Source organism: Agarivorans sp. JK6, from assembly GCF_045277145.1.
Classification (GTDB): domain Bacteria; phylum Pseudomonadota; class Gammaproteobacteria; order Enterobacterales; family Celerinatantimonadaceae; genus Agarivorans; species Agarivorans albus.
On record NZ_CP113525.1, the window covers coordinates 1790692 to 1811346 of the forward strand.

A 20655-nucleotide genomic window follows, 5' to 3' on the forward strand; every position below is an offset into this window, starting at 1 on the left:
TTTAGGAGTAATCTTATGTTTAAACGAAGCATTGTAATACTGAGCTTGGGTTTATGCTTAGTTGCAAATTCGGTAAATGCAGCACGTGTTAAAGACGTAGCAAACATTGCCGGTGTGCGTTCTAACCAATTAACCGGTTATGGCTTAGTGGTAGGTTTGCCTGGTACTGGTGAAAAAAATAGTGACTTTGCCAAGCAGTCTTTTGCAACAATGTTACGTAACTTTGGGATTACGGTTCCTCCGGGGACTAACTTAAAAATTAAGAACGTTGCGCCTGTGGCTGTGCATGCTGAATTACCCGCTTTTGTTAAGCCTGGGCAAACTATCGATATTACCGTGTCTGCCATTGGTGAAGCGAAAAGTTTACGTGGCGGAAGTTTAATTCAAACCTTTCTAAAAGGTGCCGACGGCGAAGTATATGCCTTGGCTCAGGGGAGTTTAATTGTAGGTGGTTTCGGCGCAGAGGGAGCTGATGGCTCTAAGGTGATTTCTAATACACCTACTGTTGGCCGCATTCCAAACGGCGCAATTGTAGAGCGCTCGGTTCCTTCGCCGTTTATGAGCGGCGATACGATCACCTTTAACCTTAAGCGTTCCGACTTCACTACTGCAAAACGTTTAGCTGATACTATCAATGGCTTAGTAGGCCCCAATACTGCTACGCCAATGGATGCTGCGTCGGTACAAGTATTTGCCCCGCGCGACCCCGGTCAGCGCGTAGCGTACTTATCTACTTTAGAAAACTTAACCTTTGAACCTGCCTCAGAGTCAGCCAAAATTATTGTTAACTCGCGCACTGGTACCATTGTAATCGGTAAAGACGTTCGCTTGTTACCTGCTGCAATTACTCACGGTGGTTTAACCGTTAAAATTGCCGAAACCCCGTTAATTTCTCAGCCTAATGCATTCTCCAATGGAGAGACGGTAGAAACTACCGTGAGCACAATTGAAGTAACGGAAGAAGACTCAAGAATGTTCAACTTTGACCCCGGCGCATCGCTTGACGACTTAGTGCGTGCTGTTAATCGGGTAGGGGTTGCGCCTGGTGACTTAGTCTCTATATTAGAAGCGCTAAAACAAGCTGGTGCTATTCAAGGCGAGTTGTTGGTGATTTAACATGGCAATGGACGCAGTCAAACAATCAGCAAACTACCACGACTTAGCCAGTTTAGATGAGCTAAGAAGTGCTGCTCAAAAAGATCCGAACAAGGCACTAAAGCAAGTTGCCAGTCAGTTTGAGTCATTGTTTATGCAGATGTTGATGAAACAGATGCGTAAGAGTAATGAATTGTTTGAAAGTGATACGCCATTAAATAATCGCCACACGCAAACTTACCGAGACATGCATGATAACCAAATGGCGTTGGAATTATCTTCTTCTGGTGCTTTAGGACTTGCCGATTTAATAGTGGCCCAGCTCGATCCCGCTGCAGCCAATGTTACGCCAGCATCTGTATTGCGTGGTGGCCAAAATATTGATCTTCAACAGCGTTCTTTAAATGCCTCAGATACAACTGGCAAGAATATTGCTCAATCGTCTAGTGTAACGGCCGCAAGTAGCAAAACTTTAGAAAAAGATAATGCCAGCGCTGCCGTTAGTGAAAAAACTGAGGAAGCAGCGGCAATAAATCGGCAAAGTTTTGCCTCTCCTGGAGAGTTTATTCAAGCAATCTTGCCTGTAGCCAAAAAGTTGGCCGCTGACAAAGGCATTGAACCGATGGCAATTGTTGCACAGGCTGCGCTTGAGTCGGGTTGGGGTAAAAAGGTTATCGCAAATAGTGACGGTTCAAGTAGCCACAACCTATTTGGGATAAAAGCGGATAATCGCTGGCAGGGAGATAAGGCAGTTGTGAACACTTTAGAGTATAGAAATGGTCAAGCCAATCAAGAACGAGCAGCCTTTCGCTCATATGACTCATTTGAAGATAGTGTTAAAGACTACTTATCGTTTGTGGAAGGGCCGCGTTACCAACAAGCTTTAGCCAACGGCATGGACGCAAAACAGTACGCTAAGGAATTACAAGCTGCTGGTTATGCCACCGATCCTCAATATGCCAATAAGATTGGTCAGATTTTAGACGGCAAACATTTTGCGGAATTTAGTCAACAAGCGGTTGAAGGGGAGTAATTAAGCTATGGCAATGAACGACCTACTTACAATTGGTTCTTCTGGGGTTGCCGCGCATCAACGTTTATTGATGACCACAGGTAACAACATTGCTAATGTTAATACACCCGGTTACAGCTTACAGCGCACCTTTTACACTGCCGATACCTTAGGCGGCGTTCGCGAAGGTTATACTGAGCGAGTGTTAAACGGGTTTGCGCAAGCACAAATGTTTCGTGATACCTCTACCTACGCTAACCGTAATGCCTACCTTGAGTCGGTCAGCCATATTGATGCCATCCTTAGTGATGACTCACTATCCTTAAGTAGCAAGTTTGACGATACCTTTACTCAGCTGCATGCAACAACTGATAATCCCACCGCGCTTTCGACTCGAGAGCTAGCATTGTCTCAGTTTAACGCCTTAACAGATCGCTACAGAACCTTAAATGAACAATATCAAATTCAAGAGAAGAACCTAAGTCAAGACATAACTGAAAAAGCCGAAGAAGCAAATACTTTAATTACAAATATTGCCGAGATAAATAAAGAAATTATCGCAGCTGGTGGTAGCCCTCTCGACGGTAACAATGCGATTCTATCCGATAAACGCGACCAAGCGATTAAAGAATTAGCTGAACTGATAGATATCAATACCATTGTTCAAGATGATGGCTCAACATTGGTGTTTATGCGCTCAGGCCAAGCCTTAGTATTGCAGGATGACCATACTAAGCTGTCGATTGTTGATGGCGACCCCGATAGTACTCAGAAAGAAATGACGCTATCTTTGGCTGGCTCTACACGCATCATTGGTCGAGAGGATATTGGCGGTACCATTGGTGGTTTAATGGAATACCGTAAAACCACTTTAGATACTAGTCGTAACCAACTAGGTCAGTTATCGATAGCAATGACAGATGCGTTTAATACTCAAAATAGATTGGGTATGGACTTAAATGGCGATATTGGTGGAGACATTTTTACCTTACCAACTTTTAATGGTAAGGAGTTTTCAACTAATACCACTGCTGGAACCATAAGTGGAAGCTTTATTGCTGGTAGTGGTAGCGAAGTTACTCCTTACGATTACCGAGTTACCTTTACTTCAGCGACAACCTTTGAAGTTCAGCGCTATGATGGAGACCAACCCATTGACGCGGTGATTGCAGGGACCATCCCTCCAACTAATTTTCAGCTTGATGGTATGGACTGGGATTTCTCTTCTGGCCCCTTTGCTGCTGGAGACCGACACCTTATTCAACCGGTGCGAGATGCTGCTGCTTCAATGACAGTGAGTATGAGCCAACCAGAGAAACTTGCTTTGGCTTCACCAATACGTGTTGAGCGGGAACTTAATAACCGCGGAAATGCAACGGTTTCAATTGATTCTGTTTATGACACTGACCCTGCAACGTCAGATTTTACCTCACCTGGTGGATATGATGTAAATGGCCCAGCCGAAGTGCGCATCAATGCCGTAGGCGATTACGAAGTTTATGACGGTTTGGGCGTATTAATGGCCACCGCACCAGCTGCCAGTGCCGGTCAACAGCTGTTTTCGAACGCAGTGCCTGCGTTAACGCCAGGTTACGAAATAAACATAGATGGTGATGTACAAGAAGGTGATGTATTCACCATGGGTTACAATACCGATGGTTTTAACGATAACTACAATGCGTTGCGTCTCGTTGATTTGCAGCAGCAAGATTTGGTACGTAAAAGTTTAGCCACTAGTGGCGACAACAAAATGACGATGAACGATGCTTATGCCAGCGTGGTAAGTTTTGTTGGTGGTAAGACTAGTGAGGCAAGGGTGGCGGCATCGGCAGCTAACTCCTTACTGGAACAAAGTACCCAACGGCACAATTCAATTTCTGGCGTTAATTTGGATGAAGAAGCATCAAATTTGATTCGCTTCCAGCAAGCTTACGCTGCCTCAGCTCAAGTGATTAGTGCCGCGCAAGAAACCTTTCAAACTCTACTAAGCTCAGTGAGGTAATAAACTATGCGAGTTTCCAGTATTAACTTGTATCAAAACTCACTAAATGGTGTGCTTAACTCTCAGCAACAAGTTGAGAAGATGAACCAACATCTTATCACTAATAAGAAGTTGCTAACCGCTGCTGACGGTCCTTCGGACATGAGTAAAACCATGTTTTTGACCACGGAAATAACCTTAACAGAGCAGCATTTAAAGAATGGCACCTTGTTGGAAAACGCGCTTAACTTTGAAGAGTCAACCTTGGACGGGATGATCAATGCCATGCAGCGAGCAAGAGTATTGGGGGTTCAGTCAGGCGATGGTATTAATGGTAGTACTGAACGTGCTTCGCTCGCACAGGAGTTGCGTCAGATACAAAACCAAATGCTAGATTTTATGAACAGTCAAAACGCTGATGGTAGTTATGTATTTTCGGGCTTTCAAACCCAAAAACAACCATATGTGTATGATGGAACTAATTATAATTATCAGGGTGATGCGGGAGTTAATGAATTAAAAGTATCTTCTTCGGTATATATTCAAAGTAATGATACTGGGCAGGAGGTTTTTGATAATGTATTTAAACGTTTTGGAACTAATGACCTAACACCTAATGTTACATCGGTAGTTAACGATCAGCGCGCTTATGATAGTTTTCATAAATTAAATTACGATCCTGTTACACCAGCAAATAATACATACCAAGTGCAAACTACCGCTGGTGTGCCAGATACTTATGAGATTTTGGATAGTGTTGGTGCATCTTTAGTTCCTCCCGTAACTGGTAACTATGTACCTAATGAACCTATTAACTTTAATGGGCTTGAAGTTATAGTATCGACTGTTGCAGGTAGTGCCAACGAGTCATTTGAATTAGCTCCGCCTGAGAAAGATAATATATTGAATATGCTATCTGATTTTATTATTGCCTTGGAAGACCCCAATTTCCTGGAAAGTGACTTTTTGGAGGCGCAATCTGATTTCTTGGTCGGTTTAGATAATTCGTTAGAAAGTGTGAACCTTACTTTAGGCTCCCTTGGTGCGAGGGGGAACTCTTTGGATTCAGTGCGCTCTGCTGCTGCTTCTATGGATGTGATTAATCAGCAATCAAGAGCAAGCCTCAGCGAGGTTGATTTCGCTGAGGCTGTAAGCAACCTACAAAAAGCTGAGCTTGCTCTAAACACTTCTTACTCGTCGTATAGCAGAATTAGCCAATTATCTTTATTTAATTACCTATAACACTAAAGTTTATATTCTATCAGCCGTTATAAAGGTTGCTTCAATATTGAAGCAACCTTTTTTATTTAGACGCTTAGGGTGTATAAATAAAATAAAAATAAATGCTAAAGAATATTGAAGCGCTGCCGTTATATAGGGTAAGTCAGAAACAAAAAAAATAACTGACAACTAATAAAACCTATAAATGGTTAATATATAGATAGGAGAAATATCATGGCTTTATACGTAAATACTAATGTGTCATCAATTAACGCACAGCGTCAACTTTACAACTCAGGTAATGGTCTAGATACATCGTTTCAGCGTTTATCATCAGGTTTTCGTATTAATAGCGCCAAGGATGATGCTGCAGGCCTACAAATATCAAACCGCTTTACCACCCAAATTCAGGGTCTGGATCGTGCGGTAATGAACGCCCAAGATGGTATTTCAGTAGCGCAAACTGCTGAAGGTGCGATGGATGAAGTAACCAACATGCTACAACGCATGCGTGTTCTCGCCATTCAGTCTCAAGATGGTGTTAATAACACAGACGACCGACTAGCATTGCAAGCGGAAGTAAGCCAGCTTAAAGCTGAGATCAGTCGGGTTGGTACAACTACTAAGTTTGGTGGAATTCAGCTGCTTGACGGTTCTTACAGTGCAAACTTTTTAGTGGGTGCGAATGCTGGTGAGAATATTCAAGTGTCGATTGCCACTTCGGTCACGCAAGCCGGTTTGGGTATTGGAACGATTTCGGTTAGCTCCGCTGCCGGAGCAAGTGGTTCCATGGCAGCTATTGACTCAGCTCTTAAAGTCATTGATGAAGAGCGGGCAAACCTTGGTGCGGTGCAAAACCGTTTCCAATCTACCATTCGCAACTTGTCTAATATTTCTGAAAATGTAACCGCAGCACGTTCGCGTATTAAAGATACGGACTTTGCCAAAGAAACTGCTGAATTGACACGTAACCAGATTCTACAGCAGACATCGACAACTATTTTGGCTCAAGCCAACCAGCGTCCTCAGGCTGCACTATCACTACTGGGATAATATAAAAAAAGAAAGGACGGTGGGGGTTCAATCCACCGTCCTCAGACTGCAGTAGCGCAATTAATACTCTTAGGAGGCTCAATTCCATACCAATAATAAGTTGCGCTTAGGTTTCGCTCTCAATCTCCTATCGTTTCGAGCGATACGGTCAAGTGATGCATACTCACTTGGCCTTTTTTTCGCAGCGGTTCAGACTGCGAGTATAATAAAGCAATGTGCGTGCCAATAATTAACAGCAATAATTTGACGTTCAATTATTGCTCAATGATTATAAATGTATCGTTTTTTAGCTGAGTTTAGAAGTTTTTTCTGGTCCCTAAAGCCAGTGTTTACAAGGCTTGCCGTAAATGCGGCAAAAAAATTCCGCTTATTTCCTCTTTTTTTCTAAAGCTTTTTCCTCCATTGCCGCTAACAAATATGAAGTTAATAAAACTTTGGTCCATTTTTAAGTTGTCTTGATTTACAGTTCATAAATCAGGGGTTCAACAACTAACAAATGGTTTAGGTCGTCCTGACATAGTTCAATCAGGATGAGCGATTTCTTAGGAGGCTCAAATTATGGCATTAGTTGTCAACACCAATGTGTCGTCATTGAACGCACAGCGCCAGTTATACAATTCTGGTAATTCTTTAGATACTGCCTATCAGCGTTTAAGTTCTGGTTTCAGAATTAACAGTGCAAAAGATGATGCAGCAGGTCTACAAATTTCTAATCGCATGACATCGCAAATCCAAGGTTTGGATCGTGCAGTGATGAATGCACAAGATGGTATCTCTGTTTCACAAACAGCTGAAGGCGCAATGGATGAAGTAACCAATATGCTTCAACGTATGCGAGTTCTCGCTGTTCAATCACAAGATGGTGTAAACAACAGTGATGACCGTGCAGCACTTCAAGCTGAAGTGAGTCAATTAAAAGCAGAAATCACTCGTGTTGGTGATACTACCAACTTTGGGGGAACTAAGCTTTTAGACGGTGCCTACAGCGCAGACTTCTTGGTTGGTGCTAATGCTGGTGAGAAAATCAATGTAGCGATCAATACCACCATCACTGCCGGTGGACTAGGCGTAAGTGGTATCAGCGTATCTTCTGCTGGTGGCGCTTCTGCAGCAATGGCGGCAATTGATTCTGCTTTGAAGTCGGTGGATTCGGAACGTGCTAACTTAGGTGCGTTGCAAAACCGTTTCCAATCTACGATTCGTAATTTGTCGAACATTTCAGAGAATGTTAGCGGCGCACGTTCACGAATTAAAGATACTGACTTTGCTAAAGAAACTGCTGAGTTAACGAAATCTCAGATTCTTCAGCAGACCAGTACCTCTATTTTGGCACAGGCAAATCAACGTCCACAGGCTGCGTTAGCCCTCGTATAATAGACAAAATAATAGAAGAAACACGCGGCCGCACTTATACTAATAAGTGTGGCTTGCTTTGTTTTAAGGAGTCTGGTTTATGGATAGCAATGTAAGTACCATTTCTGCTTCAAACCTCACTACTGGTTTGGCCGTTGGCAAAGAGCAGAAAGTAACTGCTGCTGAAAAAATGGAAGTGGCACAGTTATCGCTTCAGAAAGAGCAGCAAAAGATTAAGGCTGAGCAAGAAGCTGAGCAAAAAGAACGTCAAACAGAAGACAGAACTCAAGTAGAAGATGTAGTTAGTTCGTTGAATCAACTACTCGAGGTGCAAGACCGTGACGTAAAATTTGTAGTTGATGAGCGAGATGGTCAATTTTTCACTTCAGTGCTTAATAGAAGTACTGATGAGTTAATTAGAGAAATCCCGACAGAAGAGTACCGTCAACTTGAAGAGCGTTTAAGAAAGTTCCAAGATGCTATCGGACAAACCACGGGTTTGTTTGTAGATCAAATTGTATAGAAGGGTTGTGCTATGACGGGTATTACAGCAGCAGGTATTGGTAGTGGCTTGGATTTAGAGGCCTTAATTGAAGTTTCTATTGATGCAATTAAAGTACCTCAAGAAGCACGACTTCAGGAGCGGCGTGAATCGCTCGATGTAACCCTTTCAGCAGTTGGATCAATTAAGTCAGCTATGAGTTCGTTTCTTGGTATTTTAGACAAAGCCAAGGAGCCCACCACATTTTTCCCTCGCTCCGCTTTTGTCGGTGGGAGTAATGTTAGTGGAGAGAGTTATAGTGGACCATTCGGAGTAACGGTTGGGGATGATGCTACAAATGGCAGTTATGACGTTGAAGTGCTATCTCTTGCATCTGGTTCAAGAGTAGCCACTCAAACTGAATACGCGTCTAGTTCTACAGTTATTGCTAATACCGAGGGTGAATTAACTTTTGCAGCAGGTTCTGGCACCGATGAAGAAACGTTCACTGTTCAAGTTACCGCAGGCATGACCTTGTCACAATTACGGGAGGCGGTAAATGAAGCAGGCGAAAACTTTGGTGTAAGCGCGAACTTAATCAACACTGGAACTGGTACTCAACTGGTGTTCGACTCCTCAAAATCGGGTGCTGACGATGATGCTGATCCAGCTAATGGTAACCCAAATGACTTGCGGATAATCTCAAGTGGTACCGCTAATGGTGACTTGGATGCTTTAATTGGTAATACTCAAGTAACTAAAAGCGCTTCGGAAGCGCGCATATCAGTAAACGGTATTGAGGCTACTAGCAATACTAATACTTTCAGTGATGTTATTTCTGGCGTGACTTTAGACGTCAATACTTTGACTGGCTCCTCTACTACACTCGAAATAAAACCTGACGATGACGCGGCAGTTGAAAGTGTTCGTAGTTTTATTGACGCATACAACAAAATAATCTCAGAAATCGACAAGTACAGTAAGCCGGATAAGGTACTAGAAGGCGAAGACAGTAGTCGTAAAGAGCTTAGTGGTGATGCCATGTTCCGCTCAATGAAGTACAGTTTAGGTAAAATGAGCACTACTGGCTTTGAGGACCCAAGTCAGCCAGGACGTGTAACTACCCTTTATGCTCTTGGTATTGAGATGGATGACAGTGGTCAATTAACGCTTGATGAAGGTCAATTGAAAGAGTGGGTAGATGGTGATTTAGATAAACTTGGCGAGATTTTTGCAGGAGAGAATGGCATAGTCGATACATTTTACGACTTTACCAAAAGTTATGAGCAAACTGGCGGGGTGTTAGCCTCGCGTGAAGATACAACTCGCTCACAACTTAAAGATCTTGACTACGCTGACCTTGCTTTGAAAGAGCGAATGGCTGAGTATGAGTCAACGTTGAGAGCCAAATACACCGCATTCGACCAAACCATGGGTGCGCTTAATAGCCAGATGTCCTACATAATGGGCCAGCTCGGCTAATAATTTATAGGATGTAATGCATGTACAAACATGGAATTAATCAATATCGACAAGTAGGTATTAAAGATCAAATAGCTACTGCCGATCCGCATCAGATTACTCAGCTCTTAATGCAAACTGCATTAGAAAATCTCTCGGTAGCCAAAGGTTGTATAGAGCGTAATGATATCTCTAGCAAAGCTAAACCAATTGCTAAGGCAACTTCCATCATTACTTCTCTTAGAGATACATTGGACCATGAGAAAGGTGGTGAAATAGCTACCAATTTACAAGATTTGTATAACTTTATGCTCGAACGTTTGTCTGAAGCTAGCATCAACAATGATGCAACGATTATTGCTGAGGTGATGGAAATATTCCTACCAATTAAATCGGCATGGGATCAAATTCCAGAGTCAGCAAAAACTGAAGCTTATAACCAACGATGAGTGACCGCTCTCTCAATCTACTGCAAGCTCAAATTGAACAAGCAAGTGTGTTGTTGGTTAAGTTAAAAGAAGATCTTGTCGAAGGCCTCATTGATCAAGAAGAAATCTTAGCAAGGTTAGAATCGCACGCACAACAAGTCGAATCGTTTTTTAGCACTGGCACAGAAGACATGCCTAGCGAGCATAAGCAGCTGATTGTTGATTATGTGGCTCAAATGAAACAAGTATTTGAAGCCTTAGCGCTTGAAAAACAACAGACAAGTGAAAAGCTTGGAAAAATGCGTAGAGGGAGGAAAGTTAGCTCGGCGTACAATCAAAATACCTAATCTGAGGTCTGCATGCTATTTAACGTCAATTTTCAGATTCATACTGACGAAGAGACTCAATCTAAGCTAGAAGCCAATATGGGCGCTTATACTAAGCGTCGTTTTGCTCAAAACTTCAAAGCTTTTTCTACGCTTTTCCCTTCATTATCTGAGCTAGTCGGCGCTTATATTCTTAAGCAATACGCTCCTTTTGTGACCCGAACCAAGCACCTAAATGTAAGTAACAATTACAAAGGGAGGGCGCTGTATCACGTTAATCCTTCTCTTCATGTAGAGCAGCAAGTCACTAGTTTTTCTAAACAAGCTTTGCAAGCTCAACGTCAGCTTAGTCAGACTCCTAATCCGACATTTGATCCCGCTCCAGGAGCCAAACTTGACAGTTATTTTCCTGGTTTGTCAGATAATTATCAGCCTTTGTCAGAGACTTGTGACAGCCTTATTGTATTAGGTTGTGGCTTGGGGCTGCACATTGATAAGCTGTTATCACTAAAGCCATGGAAGCGTTTGCTTATAGTTGAGCCATCACTCGAACTTTTGCATATTTCTTTGTACAGTGCTAACTGGATGTCGGTGTTACGTTATGCCAGCCAGAATGGCTGCGAAGTTGCCATGGTTGGCGGGGTTGAAGGTAGAGAGAGCTTCTCTCACATTGATGAGTGGGTTCAGCAGCACCAGCTTGTGGAGTGTTGCCTGCAACGCCACTATAGCTATAGCGAGTTTAACCAACTTGAACTAGCTGTTGCTAAAGGTGAAGTAGGCTTAGCTAGTTTTTCTAGCTTTGCGCCTAAAGCAATCAGTCGTGATCGTCAGTATGAGTGCACTTTACCGTTGATTAATTGGTACTCGAAATCTGAAACATCTAGTCAGAGTGTTATTGAAGAGGCCTTAGTCTCTAGTCGTTTTCAACGAAATTTTGCCGCATTAGAAAAGCGTTTTCCTGATATTGCTGAAGCATTTAAAAATTATGAGTTGAGCCAGTGGAAACTGTTTAGCATGCCAGATGGTGAGCTCAATTTATTCCATGCAGTGAGTGGTGATGTTTTGTTCCAACGTTCGCCTAAAGGAGAGTCTGAGCAGTTCTTTGAGCATTACCTGAAATCACCAAGAATCGAAACACTCGATGCTCGTTATATTCTGCGAAAGCCAAGTCCATTTTTACATTACAAATATTCCGATGAACTTCGCGCTCTAGTTCAGAAGCTTCCCAGTGATAGCCGACAGTTGCCAGAAAAGATACCTTCTTTCATTATGTATGGCTGTGGTTTGGGCTACCAAGTCTCACAACTACTGCTTCAGCATAAAGTTGATAACTTCATTCTTTATGAACCTAGCTGGGACTTCTTCTATGCGTCTTTATTTACGATAGACTGGGCCGAAATACTCCGAGTTGCGGATGAAGAAGAGCGCCACATTTACCTTAATATTGGTGATGATGGCAGTAATATGTTTAATGACATCCATCTGCGGATGCATGTTCAAGGCATTAATATTCTCTCATATACTTTTTTCTTCACGAGCTATTTTGATGAGGAGCTAGATAAGAGTATTCGAGCCACTCGTGAGCAATTTCAGATCCTCACCAATATCATGGAGTATTATGATCATTCACTGTTCAATATTACTCATACTAACCATCTGTTAAAGCAAAGTTCTACGCACGTTTTACTCAAAGATAAGCCAGAGGATATTACTGAAGAGTTAGCTGAAACGCCGGTTTTTGTCATAGGTAATGGGCCGTCTCTGGACTCTTGCGTAGAGGTGATCAAAGAAAACCGTGATAAAGCGATCCTTGTGTCTTGTGGAACAAGCTTAAAGGCGCTGTATGAGTTGGGTATCCAACCCGATTTCCATGCGGAAGTTGAGCAAACTAATGCAACAACACTGTGGATTTCTCAAGTCCCTGATAAGCAATGGTTAAAGCAGATCTCTTTATTATCGGTTTGTGGTGTCCATCCTAATGTTGCTGCCATGTTTAAAGATTGCTTCTTGGGTATGAAGTTGGGGGAGGCTTCCACTGTGGCATACGGCCGTATGGACGAAAGCTTTGCGGAATACCAAGGTATACTATATTCCTATCCAACAGTGTCTAATTGCGCTATTTCTTCCCTGCTTAAACTAGGGTTTAAACAACTTTATCTGTTTGGTGTTGACTTAGGCTTTAAGGACTTGGCGAAGCACCACAGTGTTCACTCTGCATACTATAAGAAGGATGGAGAGCAACTATATGATTATGGTCGTCATGGTATTGGGTTTAGAGTGAAAGGAAATTTTGAAAGCGAGGTTTATACCAAGCATGAATTTAAATTTTCTGCGGAGATTATTGCAACCTCGCTGGCGGAGTTCCCTAGAGTTGAGTGCTATAACACTAGTGATGGAGCGTATATAGAAGGAACCATGCCGCTACAACCTGACTCAGTGCTGTTATTAAATAATGCATTGGATAAGACGGGATTTAAGCATCGACTTGCCAGTAAAGCTTATCGAAGAGAGCTTGGTTCTTGTGTTGAAGATTTTGAAGGTTTTTATCGTAAAGATAACTTCATTGATAGTTTTGAACCGATACGGGCCTTGTGGGATGAGCCATGCATTAGCTGGGAGCAAACACTCGAAATGATGGCAGAGCAAGGAAGATTGTTTAAGAAAGCGTCCGAAGACCCCCATTCTTTGCTTTATTTTTTACTTCGAGGTAGCGGAGCGTTTTGTCTCACATATATGACTCGCTTGGCGTTTTCTGATGAAGATGAAGCGCTGTGTATGTCTCGTTTGGCTGAAGCGATTGAAGTTTGGAAGAATTACTTAGACGATGCGAAAGATTTTTATCTTGAGCATTACGGTGAATTTGATCAAACGGCAGCACCATTGGCTGGTGCTAGCTTTAGTGATTAGTTGTTAGTGTGAGTCAATTTGGGTGTGAGCCCTCTTAAAACCTACGGAGATGAGCCCTACATGAATTTGAGCACTTTGATTGAGCAGAGTGAAGTTCTAAAGCAAGTAATGGCTAGTGTATCGGGGCCAGTGACGGCGAATCGAGTGGCTAAAACCTTACAGGCCTTTTTGGCTCAGCTAGATGAGCAGTCAAGCCAAGAAAATGATGAGTCGAATCGGATTTTTGGCCTTGTACTGTCCGAGGTTGAACGTTTATCTAATCAGTCTGAGGATTTCTATCTTTGTTTACTATCCATCCACTTACTTTATGGTGACCGAAAACAAGCAGTAGAGGGGATAGTAGAGTACCTCAGTAGAGCAGAGCTATCTGTTCAGAAACATTGGTTTCTGTATTGGCAGCTATGCAGATTCTTTTTTGTAAACCGAGTTATGTTTTCAGAAGAGTTCAAGTATTACTGCCTAAATCGCGTATATAAGAAAGTTTTTTCCAAGTATTACGCAGAGCTTGAACGACACCGTAAGCGCAATGATGCGTTAATGGGGGCGATTAATCAGCCAGCAAGCCAGCCCTGTGAGACTCAAAGTTCAAACCAGCGAATTGTCTTAGTTACTAATCAATTCCTTGGTTTGAAGCACGCGCCGACTTTGTTGGCTCTGAATATGGCCAAAACTTATATTCAGCTGGGTTTTGAGGTCAGTATCATTAATTTAGCAGCTCTACCATCAGAGCAAACTGACGTAATGTTTCTAGGAGCGGTGGGCTTTAACCAGCTTGAAGAATACAATGGGGCGGGGATCGACGTGACTCTTTTACCAGAAAAAAGAGTCGTCACCAGGAATGGCTTGCCCTTAAACCGAATTATTTATTCCGGTGTTGAGATTCCATTCTATCAATTGATCGAAGAGCAACAGCAGTTCACCCTAGCTAGCAAGCTGGTGGAAACCCCGCCTAAGCTTTTGATGTCAGTCTCTGATAGCAATCTTTTCGCTGATGCTGTGGCAAGAATGGCAGGAGAAAGTTTTCCGATAATTACCCACCCCACCTCTTCAGGAAGTCCGCTTACTTTATTTACCCAGCCATTGTTTCTAAACCACCCGGTGGATGGCTACGTGGATTCGCGCGGGGAAAATGCACTGGAGCTTTCGAGATCTTACCCTAAGCCTTTTTCCTATAAAGCATTAGAACGAATTAGTGTGGGCTTTCCTGAAGCTAAATTCTTAATCAGCTTGGTTGGCTTGAGGATAAGTGAGGAAGTAGATCAGAGTTTCCTTGATTTGCTGCACAATTTGCTGAGTAGCAATTCTCAGATAGATGTGGTGGTGATAGGTGCTGACGCCGAGCAATTTGCTGAGTATCAAATTGGCATGCCAGAACGCTTTCATTTTGTCTCGTTTACATCAGATTTAGCGTCTTTAATTGCTAGTACTGACTTGTTTCTTAACCCCGATCGCATGGGGGGGGGAACTGGCGCCGTCATGGCTATGGGAGCCGGCGTTCCCGTTGCGGCTTTGGCAAGAGCCTATAGCGATGTGGCATGGTGGGTGCAGGATAAGTTTTCTTTTGCTTCTATTGAGGAGTTGTTTGAGTACACCAAAATATGTGCCTTGGACAGCGAGTTCTATGCTAGTCAACAGCAACTAGCACGGGAAGAGTACCAGCAAATCACTACGCGAGAGTGCTCTTTTAAGCAAATCCTTATCGACTGCGAGCTATTAGAAGCGAGCCAGCGCGAGGTATGTGAATGATTCCTTTTAATCAACCAGCACGTGTTGGGAGTGAGCTAGAGTTTGTTGAACAGGTCTTCAATGGAGAGAAAATGTCCGGCGACGGACCGTTTTCCAAGAGGTGTGAAGAATGGTTTGAACAGAAGCTTGACTGTCAAAGAGCCTTGCTAACTCCAAGCTGCACCCACGCCTTGGAAATGGCTGCTTTATTATTGGACATTCGCCCGGGCGATGAGGTGATCATGCCATCATTCACTTTTGTATCCACGGCAAATGCGTTTGTATTACGCGGTGCCAAAGTGGTGTTTGTTGATATTCGACCAGATACTTTAAACCTCGATGAAGCGAAAGTTGAGCAAGCCATCACTCCAAAGACGCGTGCCATTGTAGCAGTTCATTATGCAGGGGTTTGTTGTTGCATGGAGCGATTGCTTGAGTTAGCGTCAAAACATCAACTCTACTTAATTGAAGATGCAGCGCAATCATTGGGGAGTAGTTACCAAGGCCGCCCAAGTGGAACAATCGGTCATCTCGCAGCTTTCAGCTTTCATGAAACTAAAAACTACACAAGTGGAGGGGAAGGCGGTTTGTTATTGGTCAATGACCCGTCACTGTCCGAACGTGCTGAGATCTTAAGAGAGAAGGGGACTAATAGAAGCCGCTTTCTTCGTGGTGACGTAGCGAAGTACACTTGGGTTGATTTGGGGAGCAGTTATTTGCCTTGCGAGTTGCAAGCTGCCTATCTTTGGGGACAATTGCAATTCTTTGAGCAAGTGCGGGCTCGTAGACTAGCTATCTGGCAGGCTTATGACCAGGCATTTCGCCCCTTCAGTCAGCGTTGGCAAGTTACTCTGCCAAGTATTCCCGAACAATGCCAGCATAACGCTCATATTTACCACTTGAGGGTGCAATCAAAGCCTTTACGAGATGAGTTGATTGGTTATCTAAAACAGCGGGGAATTACAGCCGTATTTCACTATGTTCCGCTGCATAGCTCTCCAGCTGGACTTAAATACGGCGAGTTTTTCGGAATTGACCAGCACACTAGTCAGGTTAGTGATACCTTGGTTAGGTTGCCATTGTTTTACAATATGGATCAGCAGCAGATAGAACAGGTTATTGCTCAGGTTAGCGCATTTTTTGAGACGAGTGCTCAGCGAGTAGCTGTCTAGCTTGTCCCAAATTGTTGAATATGGTGTGAAGAATAGAAAAGTTTTCGCTGTTAGCTGGGCAAAGCGGTGCCAAGGGAGAGTAATCTACCCAATCTAGTTGCACTTGCTGCTCGTGAAACAGCTGCGGCTCAATATAGTTCTTCGCCGCTGGCCCTGAAAGGTAATTGCTTGCTTCTAGCTTAAGGCAAATATCTACCAGTTTTTCGTTCCGATCCCCGTTGGGCTGTAACTCTCTCGCATTGATAATCGTGGTTGAGATGCCCAAGCAGTCGCAAGCTTCCCTGATAAGCGCCTGATTTAGGTCCGTTAAGCGCTCCCAATGCTGGTTGTATATTTGCTTAAAGCCGGCGTGACACTGTTCGAAGAGGGGCGATTTTCGGTAATTTTGTTCAATGCTTCTCCAATGTTTTTTTGCCCACTGGGGCTTAGCTATGGTCACCGAATCAATAGCTTGTTCTAAGTTTGAATGTGCTACAGGCACGGTCAGCCATTGTGGGCCACTACTGCTTAGAATACGGTTTCTGTTCCGCCAATCATTTTTTGTGTATTGGACGATGTCATAGAGAACAAAAACATCTGCTTGGGAGATAATGTAGAAGTAGCCCAGCCACGGGATGTAGTTGGACTGGAGGATCGCTACCGTTTTCATACAGTTATGCCTGTCGGTTTGTGACTCTTTATGGCTTTTGCGGGGAGGCCAAGATACTGAGTGTGTTTTTGGCTGGAGTTTACTAGTATGCCTCCCGCACCAAGTAGGGTTTCATCAGCGACGTCTAGTTCCTGGAGCACGCTTGAGTTGAAGCCCAGAAAGCAGCCGTTACCCACTGTTGTTTTTCCACCAATAAGCGCTTTAGCAGCAAAAAAGTTATGGCTACCTATGTGGCTGTCATGGCAAATATGAGATTGATTCCACAGGATGTTGTTGTCGCCAATACTTACAAATGGCTCAACGTGCGCACCTGGAAAAACAATGTTGTTGCTTCCTATAGTAGTCGTAGGGTCAACTATTGCTTTGTTGCTGATAAAGTTTGCCAGTGAGTAGCCATCGCCCTTAACTTTCTCAAATACACAAGCTTTGGCGCGTAAGCTTTGATATCCGATAGCAACCAGTACTTTGAAATCGTTATCTGGAAAGTGGGCTCGTAAATTTTGATATGCGATCACTGGTTTATTGGCAAAATTATCGCTTAAGCAGTACTGCTGGTCTGCAGTATAGCCGATTAAATCGTAGGCTTGCTCTTGCTGAACGTAATGACTTAGTAGTCTAGCCAAATCACCTGTACCAAAAATTACTAGCTTTACCATTACCATTAACCCTGATTTGCTCGGTAGAGTCGTTGTTCTTCGGGGAGGTAAAACTCTTCCAAAGAGCTGGGCATTCTTACATTCATACCGATTAATTGCTTGCCCCTGTCGCCTAGAGTCTCTATCAGCTCAGTTGGCATAAGCCGAGGAAAGTCAAAGCGTTGACGCATATAGGAACGGCAGAAATTGATTGTTAGCGCACAGCGCTCCTGCTCGGTATCATTGGCACCTGCCGCATGTACTAAGCGGGCATTGAACAGTATCAAGTCTCCTTTACGGCATACTGCTCTTCGTGCTTGCTGGTAAAAATTGTCTTCACTTGGAATGTTTTCGCTTAAGTGGGAGCCTGGTAGATAGTATGTCGCGCCATTATCTAGAGTAAAATCATCGAGCGGCAGTATAAGTCCGAGGTTAGTCATATAGTTCGGTATGAATCGTGGACAATCAACATGCACTCGAGTTCCGTAGTTACTACTCTTCGCCATCAGTGTGGAAGCCTGGTAAGCATAGATAATGGCGCAAGGATCAAGCAGTGTGGTGACACAGTTGTAGATCTTGGGATTATCCAGTAGTGCCAACATATGCTTACCTCTCAGCATGCAATTATGCACCATTCCTTTATCGAAATGCTTGACTGGATCGGCGTAATCTTCGAGAGTGGCCGCGAGCAGTTCTGTTTTGAGCGCTGCCACTTCAGTATCGGAAAAGACAGATGGAATTAGCACCAATCCTTCTTGGTTGAAGCGCTCTTGTAAGTTTTTATCGATCATTACTTAGTTAACACAATTCGGATGTATTTGAATAAATGTGCCGACATGGGAAGAATTGAGCGCAGGTAGCTATCGATTTCTTCAGCCGCTTGATTAGAGTGTTGATGAATGATGGTACCTTGGTCGACGTACCAGTCTAGTTCAATGCGACAATCGCTAAAGCCAACTTTTTTAGCCACTCTAGTAATGTCTTTAGCTAAAAAACCCTTTTCCACTGTTTTAATTGGCTCAGCACATTCTAAGGTTTCCGGGTCGATTCCATACTCTTGGGCATAGTGTTCTCCATTATGCAAAGCCGCTTTGAGCTCTCGTCGCATCAACGGAGATGTGGCTTCTTCATTGGCTTCGAGCTGGCTCATGGCCTGTATGAACTCACGATTGGGGTTTAGGTCTGAATAGAACACTCCTCCTTTTTGCAGCACTCGATAAACCTCGACTAAGAAGTTCTCTAGGTCTTCAAGGTGGTCCATGAAAGAATAGGCGGTAGCAAATTCAAAATGCTCGCTTGGGTAGGGGGTCTGCTCAGCCGTGGACTCGGTCAAGATTATGTTATTGCTTGAAGTGTCAATTAGCGCCATCATTTCCGGCGTTATATCAACGCCATGTACTTCATCAAACAGGTCTTTACTCAAGTTAATGATGAAGCCAGTACCACAACCAAAGTCAACCATTCTAGTGGTGCTGGGCAAACTACCGGCTAGCTTTTGTAAGATGGAGCGGACCTTTGCCTGGTTTTCCTCTTTGAAGTGGGGGCTCTGCTGGTAGTCTCCGCTCTTAACCAGCAGTGAATGTACCTTTTGGTTTGATTCTAAGATTTTGTCTCGAGTGATTGATTTCATGCTATGACCCTATACGCTTTGTGTGATAAGCCTGCTGGGGTGGCTATTGAGTGCTAATTTCTTTATGGCTCACGACAAGCTCAGCAAAGTATTCATCTAAAGCTTGATCTTCCGTGCCTATCAGCAAGTGGTAAACCTTGCTAGGAAAGGCGATGGTGTTTTCATTAATTTTGACAAAGGTTTGTGGCGGTTCGTCCTCTGTTTCCTCCTGAAATAGCCACGCACCACCGACCTGTTTGATAAAGACTTCGCCCACGTAAGCGCCAAATATGTAGGATAGCGTGAAAAGTTCTTTGTCATCAATTGAGATTGCGTCTATGCCACTTATGATGTTATTCACCAGCGTGACGCTAGAATCAGAAAAATCTAAATCGTAGTTGTAGCGTTCTTTTGCAAAGCTAACTGCGTCTTGGGATGAGTCTTGCATTATCTGCTGTATATTGATTTGTTCTGACATATCCATTCCTTTTATATAAATTTTAATTAACCAAATCCCAAGAGGTCGGGGTTCCCTTCACTACATCTTGGGTTACCGTCTTGCCAATCAATTGATCAAATGCCTTGGGGGGAAGACCAAAACCAGGTCTGATTCTACGTAAATGTTTAGATTCAATTACTGTGCCAGCATCTAGATCTTCAACAAAATAGACTGAACGTCTAAAACGCAGGTTTTCTTGTTCGCTTTTTTGTATTTCTAATCTGGTTTCACCTAATGAGGCGTGGGCTTGTTTGCTTAGTTGAACCAGTTGGCTTAATTCTACAGGCTCCAAAGAGAATGATGAGTCTGGACCTCCATCGTTACGATCTAGTGTTACATGCTTTTCAATTACACTGGCACCTAACGCCGTTGCACAAACAGCCGCAGTATGACCAATGCTGTGGTCCGATAAGCCAACTAAGCAATCGAATCTCTTGGAAAGTCCTTGTAAGCTGCTTAGGTTTGCTTGCTCAATGGGCGAGGGGTAGGCGCTGATACAATGTAGCAATACTAATTCATCGCAGCCGTTGTCGCGTGCACAAGCGACGGCTTCGGATATTTCTTCTAAGCTTGCCATGCCGGTTGACATAATCATCGGTTTGCCGGTTTTTGCGACGTAGCTAATCAGCGGTAGGTCAACCAGTTCGAAGGAAGCAATCTTATAAGCTGGGCATGATAGTGATTCGAGCAAGTCCACCGCACTTTCATCAAAGGGAGAGGAAAACAAGGTAATGCCAAGTTCTTTTGCTTTATCAAATAATGCTTGATGCCAATCAAAAGGGGTGTAGGCCTTGGAATACAATTGATAGAGGCTTTGGCCTTTCCATAAACCGTCTTCAATAAGGAAACCTGGCATCTCGCTATCTATCGTCATTGTGTCAGGCGTGTAGCTTTGGATTTTGATTGCATCCGCGCCGGCGTTTTTTATCGCGACCATAGTGTCCAAGGCTTTTTCCAAAGAACCATTATGGTTTGCTGACAGCTCCGCGATGATATAGGGCGGAAAAGCCTGACCTAGTTGACGGTCTGCAATTGAAAATTCGTTCAT

19 protein-coding genes are annotated in these 20655 nt (G+C 43.5%); 13 read left to right on the forward strand and 6 right to left on the reverse strand.

Annotation, left to right across the window (positions count from 1 at the left end):
* Positions 1 to 15: 15 nt before the first annotated feature.
* The 13 genes from OV592_RS08525 to rffA all read left to right on the forward strand — a co-directional run bounded on the left by OV592_RS08525 (position 16) and on the right by rffA (position 16215).
* A complete protein-coding gene (locus OV592_RS08525) occupies positions 16 to 1116 on the forward strand; it encodes a flagellar basal body P-ring protein FlgI (protein ID WP_406611086.1) in 1101 nt (366 codons plus the stop codon).
* Between the two features lie 7 nt (positions 1117 to 1123).
* Complete coding sequence (gene flgJ / locus OV592_RS08530; protein WP_406611087.1) at positions 1124 to 2128, forward strand: flagellar assembly peptidoglycan hydrolase FlgJ; 1005 nt, start codon at positions 1124 to 1126, stop codon at positions 2126 to 2128.
* A gap of 7 nt (positions 2129 to 2135) precedes the next feature.
* Positions 2136 to 4109, forward strand: coding sequence for a flagellar hook-associated protein FlgK (gene flgK / locus OV592_RS08535; RefSeq protein WP_406611088.1), 1974 nt, complete (start codon positions 2136 to 2138; stop codon positions 4107 to 4109).
* Between the two features lie 6 nt (positions 4110 to 4115).
* Positions 4116 to 5330 (forward strand): flagellar hook-associated protein FlgL, encoded by a 1215-nt coding sequence (gene flgL / locus OV592_RS08540; protein WP_406611089.1) that lies wholly within the window; start codon positions 4116 to 4118, stop codon positions 5328 to 5330.
* A 213-nt stretch (positions 5331 to 5543) separates the two neighbouring features.
* Complete coding sequence (locus OV592_RS08545; RefSeq protein ID WP_338625621.1) at positions 5544 to 6362, forward strand: flagellin; 819 nt, start codon at positions 5544 to 5546, stop codon at positions 6360 to 6362.
* Positions 6363 to 6920: 558 nt separating this feature from the next.
* Positions 6921 to 7736 carry a flagellin gene (locus tag OV592_RS08550; protein ID WP_338625623.1) on the forward strand — a complete coding sequence of 272 codons (816 nt, stop codon included), beginning with the start codon at positions 6921 to 6923 and terminating at the stop codon, positions 7734 to 7736.
* Positions 7737 to 7815: 79 nt separating this feature from the next.
* A complete protein-coding gene (locus OV592_RS08555; RefSeq protein WP_406611090.1) occupies positions 7816 to 8238 on the forward strand; it encodes a flagellar protein FlaG in 423 nt (140 codons plus the stop codon).
* 12 nt (positions 8239 to 8250) lie between these two features.
* Positions 8251 to 9678, forward strand: coding sequence for a flagellar filament capping protein FliD (gene fliD / locus OV592_RS08560; protein WP_406611091.1), 1428 nt, complete (start codon positions 8251 to 8253; stop codon positions 9676 to 9678).
* A 20-nt stretch (positions 9679 to 9698) separates the two neighbouring features.
* Positions 9699 to 10106: a flagellar export chaperone FliS gene (gene fliS, locus OV592_RS08565; protein WP_406611092.1), complete on the forward strand. Its 408-nt coding sequence runs from the start codon at positions 9699 to 9701 to the stop codon at positions 10104 to 10106.
* Complete coding sequence (locus OV592_RS08570) at positions 10103 to 10432, forward strand: hypothetical protein (protein ID WP_338625631.1); 330 nt, start codon at positions 10103 to 10105, stop codon at positions 10430 to 10432. Before fliS ends, OV592_RS08570 begins: the two co-directional genes overlap by 4 nt.
* A gap of 12 nt (positions 10433 to 10444) precedes the next feature.
* Positions 10445 to 13318 carry a 6-hydroxymethylpterin diphosphokinase MptE-like protein gene (locus OV592_RS08575; RefSeq protein WP_406611093.1) on the forward strand — a complete coding sequence of 958 codons (2874 nt, stop codon included), beginning with the start codon at positions 10445 to 10447 and terminating at the stop codon, positions 13316 to 13318.
* Between the two features lie 60 nt (positions 13319 to 13378).
* Complete coding sequence (locus OV592_RS08580; protein WP_406611094.1) at positions 13379 to 15064, forward strand: hypothetical protein; 1686 nt, start codon at positions 13379 to 13381, stop codon at positions 15062 to 15064.
* Positions 15061 to 16215 carry a dTDP-4-amino-4,6-dideoxygalactose transaminase gene (rffA, locus tag OV592_RS08585; protein WP_406611095.1) on the forward strand — a complete coding sequence of 385 codons (1155 nt, stop codon included), beginning with the start codon at positions 15061 to 15063 and terminating at the stop codon, positions 16213 to 16215. Before OV592_RS08580 ends, rffA begins: the two co-directional genes overlap by 4 nt.
* On the opposite strand, the gene OV592_RS08590 is transcribed toward rffA, so the two are convergent.
* Genes OV592_RS08590 through pseI form a run of 6 tightly spaced genes read right to left on the reverse strand, consistent with a single transcriptional unit; the run spans position 16172 to position 20655 of the window.
* On the reverse strand, positions 16172 to 16864 hold the full coding sequence (locus OV592_RS08590; RefSeq protein WP_338625639.1) for a WbqC family protein: 693 nt from the start codon (positions 16862 to 16864) through the stop codon (positions 16172 to 16174). The genes rffA and OV592_RS08590 overlap by 44 nt on opposite strands.
* Complete coding sequence (locus OV592_RS08595) at positions 16861 to 17520, reverse strand: hypothetical protein (RefSeq protein ID WP_406611096.1); 660 nt, start codon at positions 17518 to 17520, stop codon at positions 16861 to 16863. Before OV592_RS08595 ends, OV592_RS08590 begins: the two co-directional genes overlap by 4 nt.
* 5 nt (positions 17521 to 17525) lie before the next feature.
* A complete protein-coding gene (locus OV592_RS08600) occupies positions 17526 to 18290 on the reverse strand; it encodes a phytanoyl-CoA dioxygenase family protein (protein WP_406611097.1) in 765 nt (254 codons plus the stop codon).
* The gene (locus OV592_RS08605) at positions 18290 to 19129 is read right to left on the reverse strand and encodes a class I SAM-dependent methyltransferase (protein WP_406611098.1); all 840 of its coding nucleotides are present in this window, start codon (positions 19127 to 19129) and stop codon (positions 18290 to 18292) included. The genes OV592_RS08600 and OV592_RS08605 overlap by 1 nt, the downstream gene beginning before the upstream one ends.
* A gap of 43 nt (positions 19130 to 19172) precedes the next feature.
* Positions 19173 to 19586, reverse strand: a complete 414-nt coding sequence (locus OV592_RS08610) for a hypothetical protein (RefSeq protein WP_338625647.1) — start codon at positions 19584 to 19586, stop codon at positions 19173 to 19175.
* 22 nt (positions 19587 to 19608) lie between these two features.
* Positions 19609 to 20655 carry a pseudaminic acid synthase gene (gene pseI, locus OV592_RS08615; protein ID WP_406611099.1) on the reverse strand — a complete coding sequence of 349 codons (1047 nt, stop codon included), beginning with the start codon at positions 20653 to 20655 and terminating at the stop codon, positions 19609 to 19611.